Raw genomic sequence first — 19480 nt, 5'->3', positions numbered from 1 at the left:
GCATGAGGGACCTGACCGACAGCATCTCGGTCGAGATCGTCTACGACCGCGCGCTCTGGCGCCGCGCCATGACCGGCTGGTGGCAGAGCGTCGTGCCGCCCGCGCCCTTCGCGCGGCGTGCATTCTTCTGGGCGGGTGTCTGGCTTGCCATTGCGGTCTTTGCCGGTGCGCTCGGCCTTGCAGGGCTGTCGCCCATGCTGGTGCTCTGGGGCCTCGTCGGCGCGGGCTTCATGGTGGGCGTCTTCGGCTTTCTGCAACGGACCCGAATGGGCCGCTTCTGGGACGAGATCGGCCGCCATTGGGAGCGTGCCGGAGTGACGCGGGCCGTCTTCGGCGGGAGGGGTATTTCGCTGTCGGATGACGTCGGCGAACGGCGCCTGGATTGGCAGGGCGTCGATGCTATCCGCGCGGTCTCGGGCGGGACGGTGATCCGCTCGGGTATTTCGATGATCGTGGTGCCGGACGATGCACTCGACATGCCGGGCCCAGAGTTTCGGTCGAAACTTACCGAGTGGCGGGGCGCGTCGTGAAACAACCCCTCGGCATCATTCTGTCCGGCGGCCTCGCGACCCGCATGGGCGGCGGCGACAAGGGCCGCCTAAAGCTCGGCGACGCCACGATCCTCGACCGCGTGATCGCCCGGCTCGAGCCGCAGGTGGCGGACCTTGCGCTTAACGCCAATGGCGATCCGTTCCGTTTTGACGACCTCGGTCTGCCGGTCATCGCGGACTCCATCGAAGGTCATGTCGGGCCGCTGGCCGGTGTCCTTGCGGGGCTCGACTGGGCGGCGGGGCAGGGCGCCAGCCACATCGTCACCGCCGCTGCCGATACGCCCTTCTTTCCCGCCGACCTCGTCCCCGCCCTGATCCGCGCCGCCGAAGAGCACGGGCGGCCCATCGCGCTTGCCCGGACAGAAGACGGCCGCCACCCGACCTTCGGCCTCTGGCCCGTGGCGCTTCGCGACGATCTTCGGCAATCGCTGCTCGACGGTCTTCGGAAGGTCGTCCTCTGGACCGACAGGCACGGCACCGCCTACGCGGATTTCCCTGTCGGGCGCGTCGATCCCTTCTTCAACGTCAACACGCCCGACGATCTGGAGCGGGCCGAGAGCTGCTTGGGGGATGAGACGTGAAGGTCTGGGGAGTCGTCGGATGGAAAAACTCCGGCAAGACCGGTCTGATGGAGCGCCTTGTCACTGAATTCACGGGCCGTGGCCTGACCGTATCTACGGTCAAGCACGCACATCACGTGTTTGACGTGGACCACCCCGGCAAGGACAGCCACCGCCACCGGCAGGCCGGGGCGACCGAAGTGCTGCTCTCCAGCCGCAAGCGTTGGGCCTTGATGCATGAACTGCGCGAAGAAGCCGAGATGCCGCTCGAGACGCTTCTGGCCAAGCTATCGCCCGTCGATCTGGTGCTCGTCGAAGGCTACAAGCGCGACCAGCATCCCAAGGTCGAGGCGCATCGCGCAGAGACCGGAAACCCGCTCATCGCCACGGACGACCCGACCGTGCGCGCCATCGCATCCGACAGCGGTGCTGCGGCTGATGACCGACCAACCTTCGATCTGAACGACACCGTAGCCATCGCCGATTTCATCGCCAAGGAGCTGGGGCTTTGAGCGCTTGGGATAGTTTCGTGATTGTCGATTGGTCGGCCGGGAACGACACGGGAGGCCGTCCGCGCAAGGATGCGATTTGGGCCGGTGCAGTAATTGCTGGAACACGCCGGGAGCCTGTCTATCTCCGGAACCGCGACGTGGCCTGGAATTGGGTGACCGATCTGATCGACCGCGAAACAGAGGCAGGGCGACGTCTGCTTCTGGGCTTCGACTTCCCTTTCGCCTATCCCGAGGGCTTCGCGCGCGCCGTCACCGGATCGGACGATCCATTGTCCATGTGGAACTTTCTTGCCGAGACCCTCGTGGACACGCCGGAAGGCAACGACCGCTTCGCATTGGCCGCCCGTCTGAATGCAAGATTTGCCGGTATAGGTCCGTTCTGGTTCAACGGCACTGCGCGCGACCACCCCGGCCTGCCACGCCGCAAACACGACCGCACTCCGGACCACGGCATGTCCGAGCGCCGCCGCTGCGAAAGCCATGCCAAGGGTACCTTCACGTGCTGGCAGATGGGCGGCGCTGGCGCCGTGGGTGGTCAGGTGATGACGGGCTGCGCTTTTCTTTCCCGTCTGCGCGCACGGTTCCCTGACAGGGTCGCGGTCTGGCCGTTTGAGCCGTTGAGCGCACCCGTCGCCCTCGTCGAGGTGTGGCCGTCGCTTCTGGCGGGCGAAGTCCGTGCCGCGGAAGACCCGATCAAGGACCGGGCGCAGGTCGATCTTCTGTCGCGCGCATTCGCCGCGATGCCGCCCGATCGACTGAGCAGAATGCTGGACATCCATGCGCCGGTCGAGGGCTGGATCCTGGGCCTCGGACACGAAAGGGAACTGGCGGAGGCACTATGTCCGGCCTGACCCCGCCGCCCCTGAAGAACGACTGTTTCGCGCTGCCGCCCGGTGTCGACTGGACCCCGGTGGATGACGCGCTCGACCGGCTCCGCGCATCGCTCGACTGCCGCGTCGCGAGCAACGTGCGCCCCCTCGCCGGGGCTGAGGGCTTCATCCTTGCCGAAGACGCGATCGCCCGCCGGTCGAACCCTCCCGCCGCCAATTCCGCCGTGGATGGCTACGGGTTCGCGGCTCTGTCGACGGGCGACGGTCCACAGACATTGCCTCTCGCGGAGGGTCGCGCTGCCGCAGGCGCAGCGTTTCCTGGTACCGTGCCAGAGGGGCATGCGCTGCGCATCCTTACCGGAGCGATCCTGCCGCAAGGTGTCGATACCGTGGTGCTGGAAGAGGACGTGACCACGGACGGCAAGGACATCGCCTTTCAGGGTCCGATCAAGGCGGGCGCAAACACGCGTAAGGCGGGCGAGGACGTTGCCGCAGGAGACGTCGCTCTGGCTGCGGGTAAACGCCTCGGTCCGGCGGAACTGGCCTTGCTTTCTGCGGTAGGCGCGTCCGAAGTAACGGTGTTCGACCGTCTCCGCGTGGGCGTACTGTCGACCGGCGACGAGATCGTCGAAAGCGGCGCTTCAACGGACCCGGGCCGGACCTACGACGCCAACCGCCCGATGCTTCTGTCGCTCCTTCGGGACTGGCGTTTTGAGGCGGTGGACCTCCGACACGTTCGGGACGACCGCGCCGCCCTGGCCACACGTCTGGACGAGGCCGCCACCCGTGCCGACGTGATCCTGACCTCGGGCGGTGCCTCGGCGGGTGACGAGGACCACGTCTCAGCGCTACTGGGCGAGACCGGCAGCCGCGCCGACTGGCGCATTGCGCTCAAACCGGGACGGCCGCTGGCACTGGGCGTCTGGCAGGGCCGGCCGGTCTTCGCACTGCCGGGCAATCCGGTTGCCTCGCTCGTCTGTACGATGATCTTCGCCCGGCCCGCGCTCGGCCTGATGGCGGGCGAGGGATGGAAACGGCCTCAGGGCTTCATCGTGCCCGCCGCTTTCGAGAAACGAAAAAAGCCGGGGCGCCGGGAATACCTCCGCGCCCGGATCGACGCGGACGGCCATGCGGAAGTGTTCCGGTCCGAAGGATCGGGCCGAATCTCGGGTCTCGCCTGGGCTGACGGACTGGTCGAGATCGGGGACGGACCCACGCATATCAGGCCGGGCGACCCCGTGCGCTACATCCCTTACGCCAGCTTCCGCTGACGTCTCGGATTTCTTCTGTTCGGAAATACTCCGGGGAGGTCTGGAGGGGCGGCGCCCCTCCAGCCGGTCGGACGCTTCAGCGTCCGAAATCAAGGGTAGACGAATTAGTCTTCGACGGGGCCGCCCGCGTCTTTCCAGGACGAGAAACCGCCCACGTTCGAGACATTGCGGTATCCCATCTCGCGAAGTGTCTTGCCGGCCAGCGCGGCCTGGCCGCCCGCGCCGCAGATCAGCACGATGTCGGCGTCTTTCTCGAGGGCGGGGTTGTGAAACTTGGTCGCGGGATCCGCCGCGAACTCGATGAAGCCGCGCGGAATACGCTCGGCGCCGGCAATCGTGCCGCTCTTGGCGATATCGCCGCTGTCGCGCACGTCGATGAAGACGCTGTCGCCGGCTTCGTGCTTGGCGATACCCTCTTCGGGGGTGATGTTGGGAACGACGTCATTGGCTTCGGCCAGGTAGGTCTCGGCGGTTTTCATGTCTTCGCGTCCTTTCTGTTCGCGGTATTCCCCGGACATTTAGTCTCTGCCTGGAGACGGGCCAGCCCCCATCTGCTTTCGGCTGCGACGTTTTCTTCAACTCAGGGGTTCACATTCCCTGCGATTCCCTCTAGAGAGCGCGCGTCGAGGGGAGGCGTGCTGCGCTTCCCCTTGACGATTCGTCCAAGACGGCGGGTGGGTATCGAACCGGATGCCCATAATTCCTGCCCGAGACGGGAACAGAGAATACCGCATTCAGCCAGGCTGAAGCGCGATTTTGACGGACCCGTACGGACCAGTGGGTATGGCCCAGGCCATGCCCTTGTAGAGCCGGAGGGTCATGCCCTCCAAACTTGGAGTGAAACTGTGGATAGAGCCCAGAAAGAGAAAGTGGTCGAGGAACTCGGCCAGATCTTCGAAAGCTCTGGCGTTGTGGTCGTTGCCCACTACGCAGGTCTCACGGTTGCCGAGATGCAGGACCTGCGCGCACGCATGCGTGAAGCGGGCGGGTCCGTTCGCGTTGCCAAGAACAAGCTCGCCAAAATCGCCCTTCAGGGAAAACCGAACGAAAGCCTCGGGGACCTGCTGACGGGCATGACCGTACTCGCCTATTCCGAGGATCCGACCGCTGCGGCACGGGTCGTCGACAAATACGCCAAGGACAACCAGAAGCTGGTCATCCTCGGCGGCGCAATGGGTGATACGGCGCTGGACCAGGCTGGTGTCAAGGCAGTTGCCGACATGCCGTCGCGCGAGGAGCTTATCGCTTCGATCGTGGCGCAGATCGGTGCACCTGCTTCGAACATCGCCGGGGCCGTTGGCGCGCCCGCTTCGAACATCGCGAGCATCCTTTCGACAATCGAGGAACGCGCGGAAGCCGCGTGAACCTATGGACCTGCGTGGGGTTGAAACCGCTGCGTTGGAACACATCTTAGGAAACGGAAGACAGAAATGGCTGATCTGAAGAAACTTGCTGAAGAGATCGTGAACCTCACGCTTCTCGAAGCCCAGGAACTGAAAACCATCCTGAAGGACGAATACGGTATCGAGCCCGCCGCTGGTGGCGCGGTCATGATGGCCGGTCCTGCCGGCGACGCCGGCGGTGCTGCCGAAGAGGAAAAGTCGGAATTCGACGTCATCCTCAAGTCGGCCGGTGCCCAGAAGATCAACGTGATCAAGGAAGTTCGCGCGATCACCGGTCTTGGTCTGAAAGAAGCCAAGGACCTTGTCGAAGCCGGCGGCAAAGCCGTCAAGGAAGGCGTCGACAAGGCCGAGGCAGAGGACATCAAGTCCAAGCTCGAAGCGGCTGGCGCCGAAGTCGAGCTCAAGTAATGCCGGGCGGCGTCTGCCGCCTAACGCAAAGCGATGGCTGGACCCGAAAAATCGGGTCCGGCTTTCCGCGTCTCAGGAAGGGCGGTTACGGATACCGCATTTCCTAAGGCGCGGAACCCGAACGGGCGGGCGCCGGTGGGACGGCGTTCAGGTATTGTCGGGTTCCCCCTGTTTCTCGGGCGTATCGCGGCCCCCGACCGCGGATGCGCCCCTGAACGATGAAAGGTGCTATTGAGCATGGCGACGACCTATCTTGGCCAGAAACGTCTTCGTAAGTACTACGGAAAAATCCGTGAAGTTCTGGAGATGCCGAACCTGATCGAGGTTCAGAAATCCTCCTACGATCTTTTCCTCAACAGTGGCGACCAGCCCGAGCCGGCGGACGGCGAAGGCATAATGGGCGTCTTCCAGTCGGTTTTCCCGATCAAGGATTTCAACGAGACCGCGGTTCTCGAGTTCGTGAAATACGAGCTTGAGGCGCCGAAATACGATGTCGAGGAATGCCAGCAGCGCGACATGACCTATTCCGCGCCGCTCAAGGTGACGCTGCGTCTGATCGTGTTCGATGTGGACGAGGATACCGGCGCCAAGTCGGTCAAGGACATCAAGGAACAGGACGTCTTCATGGGCGACATGCCTCTGATGACCCCGAACGGGACGTTCATCGTGAACGGCACCGAGCGCGTGATCGTGTCCCAGATGCACCGCTCGCCCGGCGTGTTCTTCGACCACGACAAGGGCAAGACCCATGCGTCGGGCAAGCTCCTCTTTGCGTGCCGGATCATTCCCTACCGCGGCTCGTGGCTCGATTTCGAATTCGACGCCAAGGACATCGTCTTTGCGCGCATCGACCGTCGCCGCAAACTGCCGGTGACGACGCTCCTCTATTCGCTCGGCATGGACCAGGAAGGCATCATGGATGCCTATTACGACACGGTCACGTTCAAGCTGAAGAAGAACAAGGGCTGGGTCACCAAGTTCTTCCCCGAGCGCGTTCGGGGGACGCGCCCGGCCTATGATCTGGTCGACGCCAAGACCGGCGAAGTCATTGCCGAGGCTGGCAAGAAGGTCACGCCGCGCGCGGTCAAGAAGCTGATCGACGAAGGTCAGGTCAAAGAACTTCTGGTGCCCTTCGACAACATCGTCGGCCGCTACGCCGCGAAGGATATCATCAACGAGGAAAACGGCGCCATCTACGTCGAGGCCGGCGATGAGCTGACCTGGGAAACCGACAAGGACGGCAATGTCACCGGCGGCACCCTGAAAGAGCTGATGGATGCCGGCGTGAGCGAGATCCCGGTTCTCGACATCGACAACGTCACGGTCGGCCCGTACATGCGGAACACCATGGCCGCGGACAAGAACATGAGCCGCGAGACCGCGCTCATGGACATCTACCGCGTCATGCGCCCGGGCGAGCCGCCCACCGTCGACGCCGCGTCGGCGCTGTTCGATACGCTGTTCTTCGACAGCGAGCGCTATGATCTGTCCGCCGTTGGCCGGGTCAAGATGAACATGCGTCTCGACCTCGATGCCGCCGACACTGTCCGCACGCTCCGCAAGGAAGACATCGTCGCCTGCATCAAGGCGCTGGTGGAACTGCGCGACGGCAAGGGCGACATCGACGACATCGACCACCTCGGCAACCGCCGGGTGCGGTCGGTCGGCGAACTGATGGAAAACCAGTACCGCGTCGGTCTTCTGCGGATGGAGCGCGCCATCAAGGAGCGCATGTCGTCGGTGGAAATCGACACGGTGATGCCGCAGGACCTGATCAACGCCAAGCCGGCGGCGGCTGCCGTGCGCGAGTTCTTCGGCTCGTCGCAGCTCAGCCAGTTCATGGACCAGACCAACCCGCTTTCGGAAGTCACCCACAAGCGCCGTCTTTCGGCCCTTGGACCGGGCGGTCTGACCCGCGAGCGTGCGGGCTTCGAGGTGCGCGACGTGCACCCGACCCACTATGGCCGGATGTGCCCGATCGAGACGCCGGAAGGCCCGAACATCGGTCTGATCAACTCGCTGGCCACCTTCGCCCGCGTGAACAAATACGGCTTCATCGAGACGCCGTATCGCCGCGTCAAGGAAGGTCAGGTCACGGATGACGTGGTCTACATGTCCGCGACCGAGGAAATGCGCCATGTCGTGGCGCAGGCCAACGCCAGCCTCGACGACAAGGGCAAGTTCACCAACGAGATGGTGAACACCCGCCAGTCGGGCGAATACACGCTTGCGCCGACCGAGACGGTCGACCTGATCGACGTGTCGCCCAAGCAGCTGGTGTCCGTCGCGGCGTCGCTCATTCCGTTCCTGGAAAACGACGACGCCAACCGCGCTCTCATGGGCTCGAACATGCAGCGTCAGGCCGTTCCGCTTCTTCAGGCCGAGGCGCCGCTCGTCGGTACCGGCATCGAAGAGGTCGTGGCGCGGGATTCCGGTGCGGCCATCATGGCCAAGCGCGCCGGCATCATCGACCAGGTGGACGCGCAGCGTATCGTTGTGCGGGCGACCGAGGATCTTCAGCCGGGCGATCCGGGTGTCGACATCTATCGTCTGCGCAAGTTCCAGCGCTCGAACCAGAACACCTGCATCAACCAGCGTCCGCTGGTGAAGGTCGGTGACACGGTCGGCAAGGGCGAAGTCGTGGCTGACGGTCCGTCCACGGATATGGGCGAACTGGCCCTCGGCAAGAACGTGGTCGTCGCGTTCATGCCGTGGAACGGCTACAACTACGAGGACTCGATCCTGATCTCCGAGCGCATCGTGCGCGACGACGTCTTCACCTCGATCCATATCGAGGAATTCGAAGTCGCCGCCCGCGACACCAAGCTCGGGCCTGAGGAAATCACCCGCGATATCCCGAATGTCGGCGAGGAAGCGCTCCGCAACCTTGACGAAGCGGGCATCGTCTATATCGGCGCCGAAGTGGGGCCGGGCGATATCCTTGTCGGTAAGATCACGCCGAAGGGTGAAAGCCCGATGACGCCGGAAGAGAAACTCCTCCGCGCCATCTTCGGTGAAAAGGCGTCCGACGTGCGCGATACGTCGCTGCGCCTGCCGCCGGGCGACTTCGGCACGATCGTCGAAGTGCGGGTCTTTAACCGTCACGGCGTCGAAAAGGACGAACGTGCGCTTCAGATCGAGCGTGAGGAAGTCGAGCGTCTGGCCCGTGACCGGGACGACGAACTCGCCATCCTCGAGCGCAACATCTACGCGCGTCTCAAGTCCATGCTGATGGGCAAGGTCGCCGTGAAGGGTCCGAAGGGCGTCAAGGCCAAGTCGACCATCGACGAGGATCTGCTCGACAGCCTGAGCCGCGGTCAGTGGTGGCAGCTTGCCATCGGTGAAGAGGAAGAAGCGCAGCAGATCGAAGCGCTGAATGCTCAGTACGAGGCGCAGAAGCGCGCTCTCGATCACCGGTTCGAAGACAAGGTCGAAAAGGTCCGTCGTGGCGACGACCTGCCGCCGGGCGTGATGAAGATGGTCAAGGTCTTCGTCGCCGTGAAGCGCAAGCTTCAGCCGGGCGACAAGATGGCCGGCCGTCACGGCAACAAGGGCGTCATCTCGAAGGTGGTTCCGATGGAGGACATGCCGTTCCTCGGTGATGGTACCCCCGTCGACTTCGTTCTGAACCCGCTCGGTGTGCCGAGCCGGATGAACGTGGGCCAGATCCTTGAAACCCACATGGGTTGGGCATCGCGCGGTCTGGGCATCCAGATCGACGAGGCGCTTGGCGAGTTTCGCCGCAAGGGCGACCTGACCCCGGTCAAGGACGCGCTGAAGCTGGCCTATGGCGACGACGTCTATGACGAGGGCTTCGACAAGATGGACGACGACCGGCTGGTCGAGGCGGCTGCCAACGCCGTCCGCGGCGTGCCGATCGCAACGCCCGTCTTCGACGGTGCCAAGGAAGCCGATGTGAACGACGCGCTGGTGCGCGCCGGGTTCTCGCAGTCGGGGCAGTCGGACCTGTTCGACGGCCGCACGGGCGAGAAATTCGCACGGCCGGTGACGGTGGGTATCAAGTACCTGCTGAAGCTGCACCACCTTGTCGACGACAAGATCCACGCACGTTCGACCGGGCCCTACAGCCTCGTCACGCAGCAGCCCCTGGGCGGTAAAGCCCAGTTCGGCGGCCAGCGGTTCGGCGAGATGGAGGTTTGGGCGCTCGAAGCATACGGCGCTGCCTACACGCTGCAGGAGATGCTCACCGTGAAGTCGGACGACGTCGCGGGCCGGACCAAGGTCTACGAGTCGATCGTCAAGGGCGAGGACAACTTCGAGGCCGGCGTGCCGGAAAGCTTCAACGTTCTGGTCAAGGAAGTTCGAGGCCTCGGCCTCAACATGGAACTCCTGGATTCGGTGGAGGACGAGTGAGGGCGGTCATCGCCCTTCTCACTTTCCCTCAGATTTAAGGACGCAAGATGAACCAGGAACTGACAACCAACCCGTTCAACCCGCTCGCAGCGCCGAAGACGTTCGACGAGATCAAGATCTCGCTCGCGTCGCCGGAGCGCATCCTGAGCTGGTCCTACGGGGAAATCAAAAAGCCCGAGACGATCAACTACCGTACGTTCAAGCCCGAGCGTGACGGTCTGTTCTGTGCCCGTATCTTCGGGCCGATCAAGGACTACGAGTGCCTTTGCGGCAAGTACAAGCGCATGAAGTATCGCGGCGTCGTCTGCGAGAAATGCGGTGTGGAAGTGACGCTCCAGAAGGTGCGCCGCGAGCGTATGGGCCATATCGAACTGGCCGCGCCCGTTGCGCATATCTGGTTCCTCAAGTCGCTTCCCAGCCGGATCGGCCTGATGCTCGACATGACCCTCCGCGATCTGGAGCGCATTCTATACTTCGAGAATTATGTCGTGATCGAACCCGGTCTCACGGACCTGTCCTATGGTCAGCTGATGACCGAGGAAGAGTTCATGGACGCTCAGGACCAGTATGGCCTGGACGCGTTCACGGCCAATATCGGTGCGGAAGCCATCCGCGAGATGCTGCAGAACATCGACCTCGAAGCCGAGGCCGAGCAGCTTCGCGCGGACCTGGCCGAGGCCACCGGTGAACTGAAGCCGAAGAAGATCATCAAGCGTCTGAAGATCGTCGAGAACTTCATCGAGTCGGGCAACCGTCCCGAGTGGATGATCCTCACGGTCATTCCGGTGATCCCGCCGGAACTGCGTCCGCTGGTGCCGCTCGATGGCGGCCGCTTCGCGACGTCGGACCTGAACGACCTTTACCGCCGGGTGATCAACCGGAACAACCGCCTGAAGCGCCTTATCGAGCTTCGCGCGCCGGACATCATCATCCGGAACGAAAAGCGGATGCTTCAGGAATCGGTTGACGCGCTGTTCGACAACGGCCGTCGCGGCCGCGTCATCACGGGCGCGAACAAGCGTCCGCTGAAGTCGCTCTCGGACATGCTCAAGGGCAAGCAGGGCCGCTTCCGCCAGAACCTTCTGGGGAAACGGGTCGACTTCTCGGGCCGTTCGGTCATCGTGACCGGCCCCGAACTGAAGCTGCACCAGTGCGGCCTGCCGAAGAAGATGGCGCTCGAACTGTTCAAGCCGTTCATCTACTCGCGGCTTGAAGCCAAGGGTCTGTCGTCCACGGTCAAGCAGGCGAAAAAGCTGGTCGAGAAAGAGCGTCCCGAGGTTTGGGACATCCTCGACGAGGTCATTCGCGAGCACCCGGTCCTTCTGAACCGCGCTCCGACCCTGCACCGTCTCGGCATCCAGGCGTTCGAACCCACGCTGATCGAAGGCAAGGCGATCCAGCTTCATCCGCTGGTCTGTGCCGCGTTCAACGCCGACTTCGACGGCGACCAGATGGCCGTGCACGTGCCCCTGAGCCTTGAGGCCCAGCTGGAAGCGCGCGTCCTGATGATGTCGACGAACAACGTTCTGTCGCCTGCAAACGGCGCGCCGATCATCGTTCCCTCGCAGGACATGATCCTCGGTCTCTATTACATCTCGATGGAGCGCGAGGGCATGAAGGGCGAAGGCATGGTCTTTGCCGATGCCGACGAAGTGCAGCACGCGCTGGATGCGGGCGAGGTGCATCTCCACGCCAAGATTCAGGCGCGGGTCAAGCAGATCGACGAGACCGGTCAGGAAGTGTTCAAGCGGTACGAGACCACCCCCGGTCGCGTGAAGCTGGGCGCGCTTCTGCCTCTCAACGCCAAGGCTCCGTTCGAGCTGGTCAACCGTCTTCTTCGGAAGAAGGAAGTGCAGCAGGTCATCGACACCGTCTACCGTTACTGCGGTCAGAAAGAGTCGGTCATCTTCTGCGACCAGATCATGACCATGGGCTTCCGCGAAGCTTTCAAGGCGGGCATTTCGTTCGGCAAGGACGACATGGTCATCCCCGACGCAAAGTGGTCGATCGTGGATCAGGTCCGCGAGCAGGTGAAAGAGTTCGAACAGCAGTACATGGACGGCCTGATCACTCAGGGCGAAAAGTACAACAAGGTTGTCGACGCCTGGTCCAAGTGCTCGGACGACGTGGCCAACGCCATGATGGCGGATATCTCCGCCATGCGGAAAGACGATGCCGGCGCCGAAATGGAGCCGAACAGCGTCTACATGATGAGCCACTCGGGTGCGCGGGGTTCGCCGGCGCAGATGAAGCAGCTTGGCGGTATGCGCGGCCTCATGGCCAAGCCGTCGGGCGAGATCATCGAAACGCCGATCATCTCGAACTTCAAAGAAGGCCTGACCGTGCTCGAGTACTTCAACTCGACCCACGGCGCCCGTAAGGGTCTGGCCGATACCGCGCTCAAGACGGCGAACTCGGGCTACCTGACCCGCCGTCTGGTGGACGTGGCGCAGGACTGCATCGTGCGCATGCACGACTGCGGCACCGAGAACGGGATCACCGCGGAACCGGCGGTCAACGATGGCGAGGTTGTCGCGTCGCTGGCCGAGCGTGTGCTGGGCCGTGTCTCGGCAGACGACGTGCTGGTTCCGGGTTCGGACGAGGTGGTTGTCGCGCAGGGCGAACTGATCGACGAACGCAAGGCCGACGCCATCGAGGCGGCCGGCATCCAGACGGTCCGTATCCGCTCGCCGCTGACCTGTGAGGCGGAAGAGGGCGTTTGTGCGATGTGCTATGGTCGTGACCTTGCACGCGGCACGCTCGTCAACCAGGGCGAGGCTGTCGGCATCATCGCCGCGCAGTCGATCGGCGAACCAGGCACGCAGCTCACCATGCGGACCTTCCACATCGGGGGTATCGCGCAGGGTGGTCAGCAGTCGTTCCTCGAAGCCAGCCAGGAAGGCAAGATCGAGTTCCGCAACGCCAACACGCTGGAAAACGAAGCCGGCGAAACCATCGTCATGGGCCGCAACATGCAGCTTGCGATCGTGGACGAGAACGGCGTCGAGCGGGCCAGCCACAAGCTGGGCTACGGCACCAAGGTCTTCCCGAAAGAGGGCGACACCGTTTCACGCGGTACCAAGCTCTTTGAATGGGACCCGTACACGCTGCCGATCATCGCCGAAAAGGCGGGGACTGTGCGGTTCGTCGACCTTGTTTCGGGCATCTCCGTCCGGGACGAGACCGACGATGCGACGGGCATGACCCAGAAGATCGTGTCGGACTGGCGCTCGGCACCCAAGGGCAGCGACCTCAAGCCCGAAATCATCCTCGTCGGCGAGGATGGCGAACCTGTGCGGAACGATCAGGGCAACCCGATCACCTATCCGATGTCGGTGGATGCCATTCTGTCGGTCGAGGACGGGTCCGAGGTCAAGGCGGGCGACCCCGTCGCGCGTATCCCGCGCGAGGGTGCAAAGACGAAGGACATCACCGGTGGTCTGCCGCGTGTTGCCGAACTCTTCGAAGCGCGCCGTCCCAAGGACCACGCGATCATCGCCGAAATCGACGGCTACGTGAAATTCGGGCGCGACTACAAGAACAAGCGCCGGATTGCGATCGAGCCTGCCGACGAGACGATGGAGCCGGTCGAGTACATGGTGCCCAAGGGCAAGCACATCCCGGTGGTCGAAGGCGACTTCGTCCAGAAGGGTGACTACATCATGGACGGCAACCCCGCGCCGCATGACATTCTGTCTGTCATGGGTGTCGAGGCACTGGCCGATTACATGATCAACGAGGTGCAGGACGTCTATCGTCTTCAGGGCGTGAAGATCAACGACAAGCACATCGAAGTCATCGTGCGCCAGATGCTCCAGAAGTGGGAGATCCAGGACTCGGGCGAGACGACGCTCCTCAAGGGCGAGCATGTCGACAAGGCCGAATTCGACGCGGCGAACGAAAAGGCGCTGGCCGAAGGCCGGCGTCCGGCAGAGGGCGAGCCGATCCTTCTCGGGATCACCAAGGCTTCGCTTCAGACCCGGTCGTTCATCTCGGCGGCGTCGTTCCAGGAGACGACCCGCGTGCTCACCGAAGCCTCGGTGCAGGGCAAGCGCGACACGCTTGTCGGCCTGAAGGAGAACGTGATCGTCGGACGCCTGATCCCGGCCGGTACCGGCGGGGCGACCCAGAAGGTCCGCCGCATCGCGGCCGAACGCGACCTGAAGGTCATTCAGGAAGCTCAGGCCGAGGCGGAAGCAGCCGCAGCGCTGGCCGCGCCCATGGACGACGACGTGACCGACATCGAGGCCGAACTGGTGGAAACCCCGGAAAGCCGCGACTGACCCCACGTCGCCTGAAGAACTGAAAAGCCCCGCTTCGGCGGGGCTTTTTCTTTGCGGGGCAGGGAGGATAGCGTGAAGTTGCCTCGAGGGACGCGAGGATCTCTATCTGGAGAAAGCGACGCCAGCGCCCAGCCCGATGAACGTCGTACCAGTCAGGCGCGCCAGCCACCGCCGTAGCGCGACACTCACCGGCCTTTGGCTCAGCGACACCGCCAGGAACGCATAGCCACCGTGAATGACGGTTACGATGGCAATGATCGTGGCGAACATCACGCAGAACTGCGGAGCGACAGGATTGGACGTATCCAGAAACTGGGGAAAGACAGCGGACAGAAACAGTATCGACTTGGGATTGCTGGCCGAAATCGCGACCGCCTCGAGAAACAGCGTGGATTTCGCGACATTCCGGCCTTCGGATGTCCGCTGATCCATCTTCAATTCCTGCATCGGTCCAAACGAGTTTCGCAGGATCTTGAAGCCCAGCCATGCAAGATAGAGCCCACCAGCCAGCTTCATGACGGCGTATGCGGTCGGCGCTGTTGCGATCATGGCGCCTACGCCGACCGAGGCCAAAAGCGCCACACCGAACAAACAGGTCAGATTGCCAAAGATCGTCCAGAAAGCGCCGCGCAACCCGTGCCTGGCGGAATTGACAATAACGACGAGAACATTCGGACCGGGTGAGATCGATGCAACCAGAATTGCCAGGGAAAACAGGAGCCACGCGTCCAAAGCCATTTCAGGTGCGTCCTTTTCTATGAAATTCATTAAGCATGCGGCTTCATGAAAACACGTTACTTGGCAACGTTTAAACCCATTGCGCTCCCAATTTCGCAAAGCCGCGCAGCGCCGCAACATGGCATTCATGCGGTCAGGTTCCCAAAGGCCTCCATTGTCTCTGTCCGGTCCGCCGCGTATTGGAGAGCAAGGTCAAGCCCGGCCCTCGTCGTTCCTGAACCACCCCCATGACACCGAATACCCAAGGCGCAATTCTGATGTCGCTCTCGATGGCGGCCTTCGCCATCAACGATACGTTCGTGAAGCTGATGGGCACTCATCTGCCTTTCTTTCAGATACTCCTTCTCAGAAGCCTCGGCACAGTTGCGTTTCTGGGCGTGTTGCTCATGGTCACCGGGCATTTCCGCTATCGCTATGCCCGGTCCGACCTTGCGCTGGTCGGACTGCGGAGCGTGGCAGAGATCGGGGCGGCGGCGGCGTTTATCAATGCGCTCTTCCATCTGCCGCTGGCGAACCTGACCGCGATCATTCAGGCCTTGCCGCTCACGGTGACGCTGGCCGCGGCGCTATTCCTGCGCGAGCCGGTGGGATGGCGCCGCTTCGTCGCCATCGGGATCGGATTTGCCGGCGTCATGCTGATCGTGCGGCCGGGAACGGAGGGGTTCAGCCTGTATTCGGTCTACGCTCTCCTGGCGGTGGCCTGCGTCACGGTGCGCGATCTGGCGGCGCGGCGGCTGTCGGCGGCTGTCCCTTCGGTGTCAGTCGCATTCCTCACCTCCTGCGCGGTGCTGGCCTTTGCCGCGGCGGGCGCACTTGGCACCGATTGGGTGCCCATGGTCCCCCGCGACTGGTTCTGGATGGCAGGGTCCGTGGGGGCGATCATCATCGGTTATCTGGCCTCGGTCATGGCGATGCGGCGGGGCGAAATCGGCGTGGTCACGCAGTTTCGCTACAGCGCGCTTCTGGTGGCCCTGATACTGGGCTATCTGGTCTTCGGCGACTGGCCGGACCGCGTGACCATGGCAGGTGCCGCGCTGATCGTGGCGACCGGGCTTTTCACCCTCTGGCGCGAGCGTCAGGCGCGTGGTCCCGGGCCGGGCAGGCAGAGCGCCACCTAACAGCGCCGGCGGCTGTTGACAGCGATTCCGACTCCCTCTATACGGCGCGAACTCGGGCGATCGGCGTCAGTGCCGGTCCAGCCTTTTACAGAACTGAAGTGGTCACGATCCGGGCCGATTGGCCCCGATCCTCTGGATACCCACCGCGTGTTCCCCGAAATCGGGAGCGCTGCGGTTCAATGCGTTTTCGTGGACGCACGATAACGCGAAAGCCGAACCGGGGTGCGCGCGCCCCACGAAATGAAGTGTTGCAACACGGGGAACGAGACCCAATGCCCACGATCCAACAGCTGATCCGGAAGCCCCGGCAGCCGAAAGTCAAACGCTCCAAGTCGCTGCACCTTGAAGGGTGCCCTCAGAAGCGTGGCGTTTGCACACGCGTCTATACCACGACGCCGAAGAAGCCGAACTCGGCCATGCGGAAGGTTGCCAAGGTGCGCCTGACCAATGGGTTCGAGGTGATCAGCTACATCCCCGGTGAAAGCCACAACCTTCAGGAGCACTCGGTGGTCCTGATCCGTGGCGGCCGTGTGAAAGACCTTCCAGGCGTCCGTTATCACATCCTTCGCGGTGTTCTTGACACCCAAGGCGTCAAAGACCGTAAGCAGCGTCGTTCGAAATACGGCGCCAAGCGTCCGAAGTAAGAGGAAGAACCGATGTCCCGTCGTCACGCCGCCGAGAAGCGCGAAGTCCTGCCCGACGCCAAATATGGCGACCGGGTTCTGACGAAGTTCATGAACAACCTGATGGTCGACGGCAAGAAATCCGTCGCCGAGCGCATCGTGTACAATGCGTTCGACCGGGTCGAGAGCCGTCTCAAGAAGTCGCCGCTCGAAGTGTTCCACGAGAGCCTCGACAACATCAAACCGTCGGTCGAGGTCCGCTCTCGCCGTGTTGGTGGTGCGACTTACCAGGTTCCGGTCGAAGTGCGCCCCGAGCGCCGCGAGGCTCTGGCGATCCGCTGGCTCATCGCCGCCGCCAAGAACCGCAACGAGAACACCATGGAAGAACGCCTCGCCGGTGAGCTTGCCGATGCCGTCAACGGTCGCGGCTCGGCCGTGAAGAAGCGCGAAGACACGCACAAGATGGCCGACGCCAACAAGGCGTTCAGCCACTACCGCTGGTAACAGAGTTTCAGGAGCAGCCCCGATGGCACGCGACTACCCCCTCAGCCGGTACCGGAATTTCGGTATCATGGCTCATATCGACGCCGGTAAGACCACGACGACCGAGCGTATCCTTTATTACACCGGCAAGTCCTACAAGATTGGCGAAGTCCACGACGGCGCCGCCACGATGGACTGGATGGAGCAGGAGCAGGAGCGCGGCATCACGATCACCTCGGCCGCCACGACCACCTTCTGGCAGCGTCAGGAAGACCCGACCGCCGAAGGCACGTCGGACACCAAGTTCCGCTTCAACATCATCGACACCCCAGGCCACGTCGACTTCACCATTGAAGTCGAGCGTTCGCTGGCCGTTCTCGACGGCGCGGTCGCGCTTCTCGACGGGAACGCCGGCGTCGAGCCGCAGACCGAGACCGTTTGGCGTCAGGCCGACCGCTACAAGGTTCCGCGTCTCGTCTTCGTCAACAAGATGGACAAGATCGGCGCCGACTTCTTCAACTGCGTGAAGATGATCAAGGACCGTACGGGTGCGACCCCGGTTCCCGTCAACTTCCCGATCGGTGCGGAAGACAAGCTGGAAGGCATCGTCAACCTGATCACCATGGAAGAGTGGGTCTGGAAAGGCGAGGACCTGGGCGCTGCCTGGGTGCGTCAGCCGATCCGCGACGAGCTCAAGGACACTGCCGACGAGTGGCGCTCGGTCCTGATCGAGAACGCCGTCGAGCAGGACGACGACGCGATGATGGCCTATCTCGAAGGCGAAGAGCCGGACGTCGATACGCTCCGCGCTCTGATCCGTAAGGGCACGCTGAACCTGAGCTTCGTTCCGGTTCTCGGCGGCTCGGCCTTCAAGAACAAGGGCGTTCAGCCGCTTCTGAACGCAGTCATCGACTTCCTTCCCGGCCCGCTCGACGTTCCCGCCTACATGGGCTTCGCGCCCGATGACGAAACGGAAGAGCGGAACATTGCCCGCAGCGCGGACGATGATCAGCCGTTCTCGGGCCTTGCGTTCAAGATCATGAACGACCCGTTCATGGGTACGCTGACCTTTACCCGTATCTATTCGGGTCAACTCAAGAAGGGCGACAGCGTTCTGAACTCGACCAAGGGCAAGAAAGAGCGCATCGGCCGTATGGTCATGATGCACTCGAACAAGCAGGAAGAGATCGAGTCCGCTTATGCCGGCGACATCATCGCGCTCGCTGGCCTCAAGGACACGACCACGGGCGACACTCTCTGCGATCAGCAGAAGCCGGTCGTTCTGGAAACGATGACTTTCCCCGATCCGGTGATCGAGATCGCCGTCGAGCCCAAAACGAAGGCCGACCAGGAAAAGATGTCCGCCGGCCTTCAGCGCCTTGCCGCTGAAGACCCGTCCTTCCGCGTCGAGACCGACCTCGAGTCGGGCCAGACCATCATGAAGGGCATGGGCGAACTTCACCTCGACATCCTCGTCGATCGCCTGAAGCGTGAGTTCAAGGTCGAAGCGAACATCGGTGCGCCGCAGGTGGCGTATCGTGAGACGATCTCGAAAGAGGTCGAGCACACCTACACCCACAAGAAACAGTCGGGTGGTTCGGGTCAGTTCGCCGAGGTCAAGATGATCATCAGCCCGACAGAGCCGGGCGAGGGCTATTCGTTCGAAAGCCGCATCATCGGTGGTTCGGTGCCGAAGGAATACATCCCCGGCGTCGAAAAGGGCATCCAGTCGGTCATGGACTCCGGTCCGCTCGCCGGCTTCCCAGTCATCGACTTCAAGGTCGCACTGGTCGACGGTAAGTTCCATGACGTGGACTCGAGCGTTCTCGCCTTCGAAATCGCCGCCCGTATGGGTATGCGCGAAGGCATGAAGAAGGCCGGCGCGAAGCTTCTGGAACCGATCATGAAGGTCGAGGTCGTGACGCCCGAAGAGTACACCGGCAACGTCATCGGCGACCTGACCTCGCGTCGGGGCCAGGTGACCGGCCAGGAACCGCGCGGCAACGCGATCGCCATCGGCGCGATGGTCCCGCTCGCCAATATGTTCGGCTACATCAACAACCTGCGCTCGATGTCTTCGGGCCGCGCGCAGTTCACGATGCAGTTCGATCATTACGAAGCGGTCCCGCAGAACATCAGCGAAGAGATTCAGGCGAAGTACGCGTAAGCGTGCTTCGACCTTCAGAAAGATAAGGAGGCCATCATGGCAAAGGCAAAGTTTGAACGGACGAAACCGCACGTCAACATCGGCACGATCGGTCACGTTGACCACGGCAAGACGACGCTGACGGCTGCGATCACGAAGTATTTCGGCGACTTCAAGGCG

General features: G+C 62.8%; 16 protein-coding genes. 14 read left to right on the top strand and 2 right to left on the bottom strand.

Going from position 1 to position 19480, the window contains the following annotated elements:
• The first annotated feature begins 2 nt into the window (after positions 1 to 2).
• From GQ651_RS17200 to GQ651_RS17180, 5 genes are all read left to right on the top strand, one after another.
• Positions 3 to 530 carry a hypothetical protein gene (locus GQ651_RS17200; protein WP_160765520.1) on the top strand — a complete coding sequence of 176 codons (528 nt, stop codon included), beginning with the start codon at positions 3 to 5 and terminating at the stop codon, positions 528 to 530.
• A complete protein-coding gene (mobA, locus tag GQ651_RS17195) occupies positions 527 to 1132 on the top strand; it encodes a molybdenum cofactor guanylyltransferase MobA (RefSeq protein ID WP_160765519.1) in 606 nt (201 codons plus the stop codon). Before GQ651_RS17200 ends, mobA begins: the two co-directional genes overlap by 4 nt.
• On the top strand, positions 1129 to 1623 hold the full coding sequence (mobB, locus tag GQ651_RS17190; RefSeq protein WP_160765518.1) for a molybdopterin-guanine dinucleotide biosynthesis protein B: 495 nt from the start codon (positions 1129 to 1131) through the stop codon (positions 1621 to 1623). Before mobA ends, mobB begins: the two co-directional genes overlap by 4 nt.
• A 137-nt stretch (positions 1624 to 1760) precedes the next feature.
• A complete protein-coding gene (locus tag GQ651_RS17185) occupies positions 1761 to 2474 on the top strand; it encodes a molybdopterin guanine dinucleotide synthesis (protein WP_319637481.1) in 714 nt (237 codons plus the stop codon).
• A complete protein-coding gene (locus tag GQ651_RS17180) occupies positions 2462 to 3724 on the top strand; it encodes a molybdopterin-binding protein (protein ID WP_160765516.1) in 1263 nt (420 codons plus the stop codon). Before GQ651_RS17185 ends, GQ651_RS17180 begins: the two co-directional genes overlap by 13 nt.
• 104 nt (positions 3725 to 3828) lie before the next feature.
• Here the strand turns inward: GQ651_RS17180 and GQ651_RS17175 are convergent, their stop codons facing one another.
• Positions 3829 to 4203: a rhodanese-like domain-containing protein gene (locus tag GQ651_RS17175; RefSeq protein ID WP_160765515.1), complete on the bottom strand. Its 375-nt coding sequence runs from the start codon at positions 4201 to 4203 to the stop codon at positions 3829 to 3831.
• A 366-nt stretch (positions 4204 to 4569) separates the two neighbouring features.
• Between GQ651_RS17175 and rplJ the strand changes: the two genes are divergently transcribed.
• The 4 genes from rplJ (at position 4570) to rpoC (ending at position 14192) form a co-directional block, all read left to right on the top strand.
• A complete protein-coding gene (gene rplJ / locus GQ651_RS17170; RefSeq protein ID WP_160765514.1) occupies positions 4570 to 5088 on the top strand; it encodes a 50S ribosomal protein L10 in 519 nt (172 codons plus the stop codon).
• A 66-nt stretch (positions 5089 to 5154) separates the two neighbouring features.
• Positions 5155 to 5535: a 50S ribosomal protein L7/L12 gene (gene rplL, locus GQ651_RS17165; RefSeq protein ID WP_160765513.1), complete on the top strand. Its 381-nt coding sequence runs from the start codon at positions 5155 to 5157 to the stop codon at positions 5533 to 5535.
• Positions 5536 to 5772: 237 nt separating this feature from the next.
• Positions 5773 to 9909 carry a DNA-directed RNA polymerase subunit beta gene (gene rpoB / locus GQ651_RS17160; RefSeq protein ID WP_160765512.1) on the top strand — a complete coding sequence of 1379 codons (4137 nt, stop codon included), beginning with the start codon at positions 5773 to 5775 and terminating at the stop codon, positions 9907 to 9909.
• Positions 9910 to 9956: 47 nt separating this feature from the next.
• Positions 9957 to 14192, top strand: coding sequence for a DNA-directed RNA polymerase subunit beta' (rpoC, locus tag GQ651_RS17155; protein WP_160765511.1), 4236 nt, complete (start codon positions 9957 to 9959; stop codon positions 14190 to 14192).
• A 102-nt stretch (positions 14193 to 14294) separates the two neighbouring features.
• On the opposite strand, the gene GQ651_RS17150 is transcribed toward rpoC, so the two are convergent.
• A complete protein-coding gene (locus GQ651_RS17150) occupies positions 14295 to 15059 on the bottom strand; it encodes a LysE family translocator (protein ID WP_160765510.1) in 765 nt (254 codons plus the stop codon).
• A 98-nt stretch (positions 15060 to 15157) separates the two neighbouring features.
• Here GQ651_RS17150 and GQ651_RS17145 point away from each other — a divergent pair, with 98 nt between their 5' ends.
• From GQ651_RS17145 to GQ651_RS17125, 5 genes are all read left to right on the top strand, one after another.
• Positions 15158 to 16048, top strand: a complete 891-nt coding sequence (locus GQ651_RS17145; RefSeq protein ID WP_160765509.1) for a DMT family transporter — start codon at positions 15158 to 15160, stop codon at positions 16046 to 16048.
• Between the two features lie 272 nt (positions 16049 to 16320).
• Complete coding sequence (rpsL, locus tag GQ651_RS17140; RefSeq protein WP_076980154.1) at positions 16321 to 16692, top strand: 30S ribosomal protein S12; 372 nt, start codon at positions 16321 to 16323, stop codon at positions 16690 to 16692.
• A gap of 12 nt (positions 16693 to 16704) precedes the next feature.
• Positions 16705 to 17175 (top strand): 30S ribosomal protein S7, encoded by a 471-nt coding sequence (rpsG, locus tag GQ651_RS17135; protein ID WP_160765508.1) that lies wholly within the window; start codon positions 16705 to 16707, stop codon positions 17173 to 17175.
• 22 nt (positions 17176 to 17197) lie between these two features.
• Complete coding sequence (fusA, locus tag GQ651_RS17130; RefSeq protein WP_160765507.1) at positions 17198 to 19321, top strand: elongation factor G; 2124 nt, start codon at positions 17198 to 17200, stop codon at positions 19319 to 19321.
• A 36-nt stretch (positions 19322 to 19357) separates the two neighbouring features.
• On the top strand, positions 19358 to 19480 hold a 123-nt coding region (locus GQ651_RS17125; protein WP_227258212.1), incomplete at its 3' end, for a GTP-binding protein.

It is taken from the genome of Kangsaoukella pontilimi, from assembly GCF_009830125.1.
GTDB classification, from domain to species: Bacteria; Pseudomonadota; Alphaproteobacteria; order Rhodobacterales; family Rhodobacteraceae; genus Kangsaoukella; species Kangsaoukella pontilimi.
This window is presented reverse-complemented; position numbering and strand designations above follow the sequence as displayed.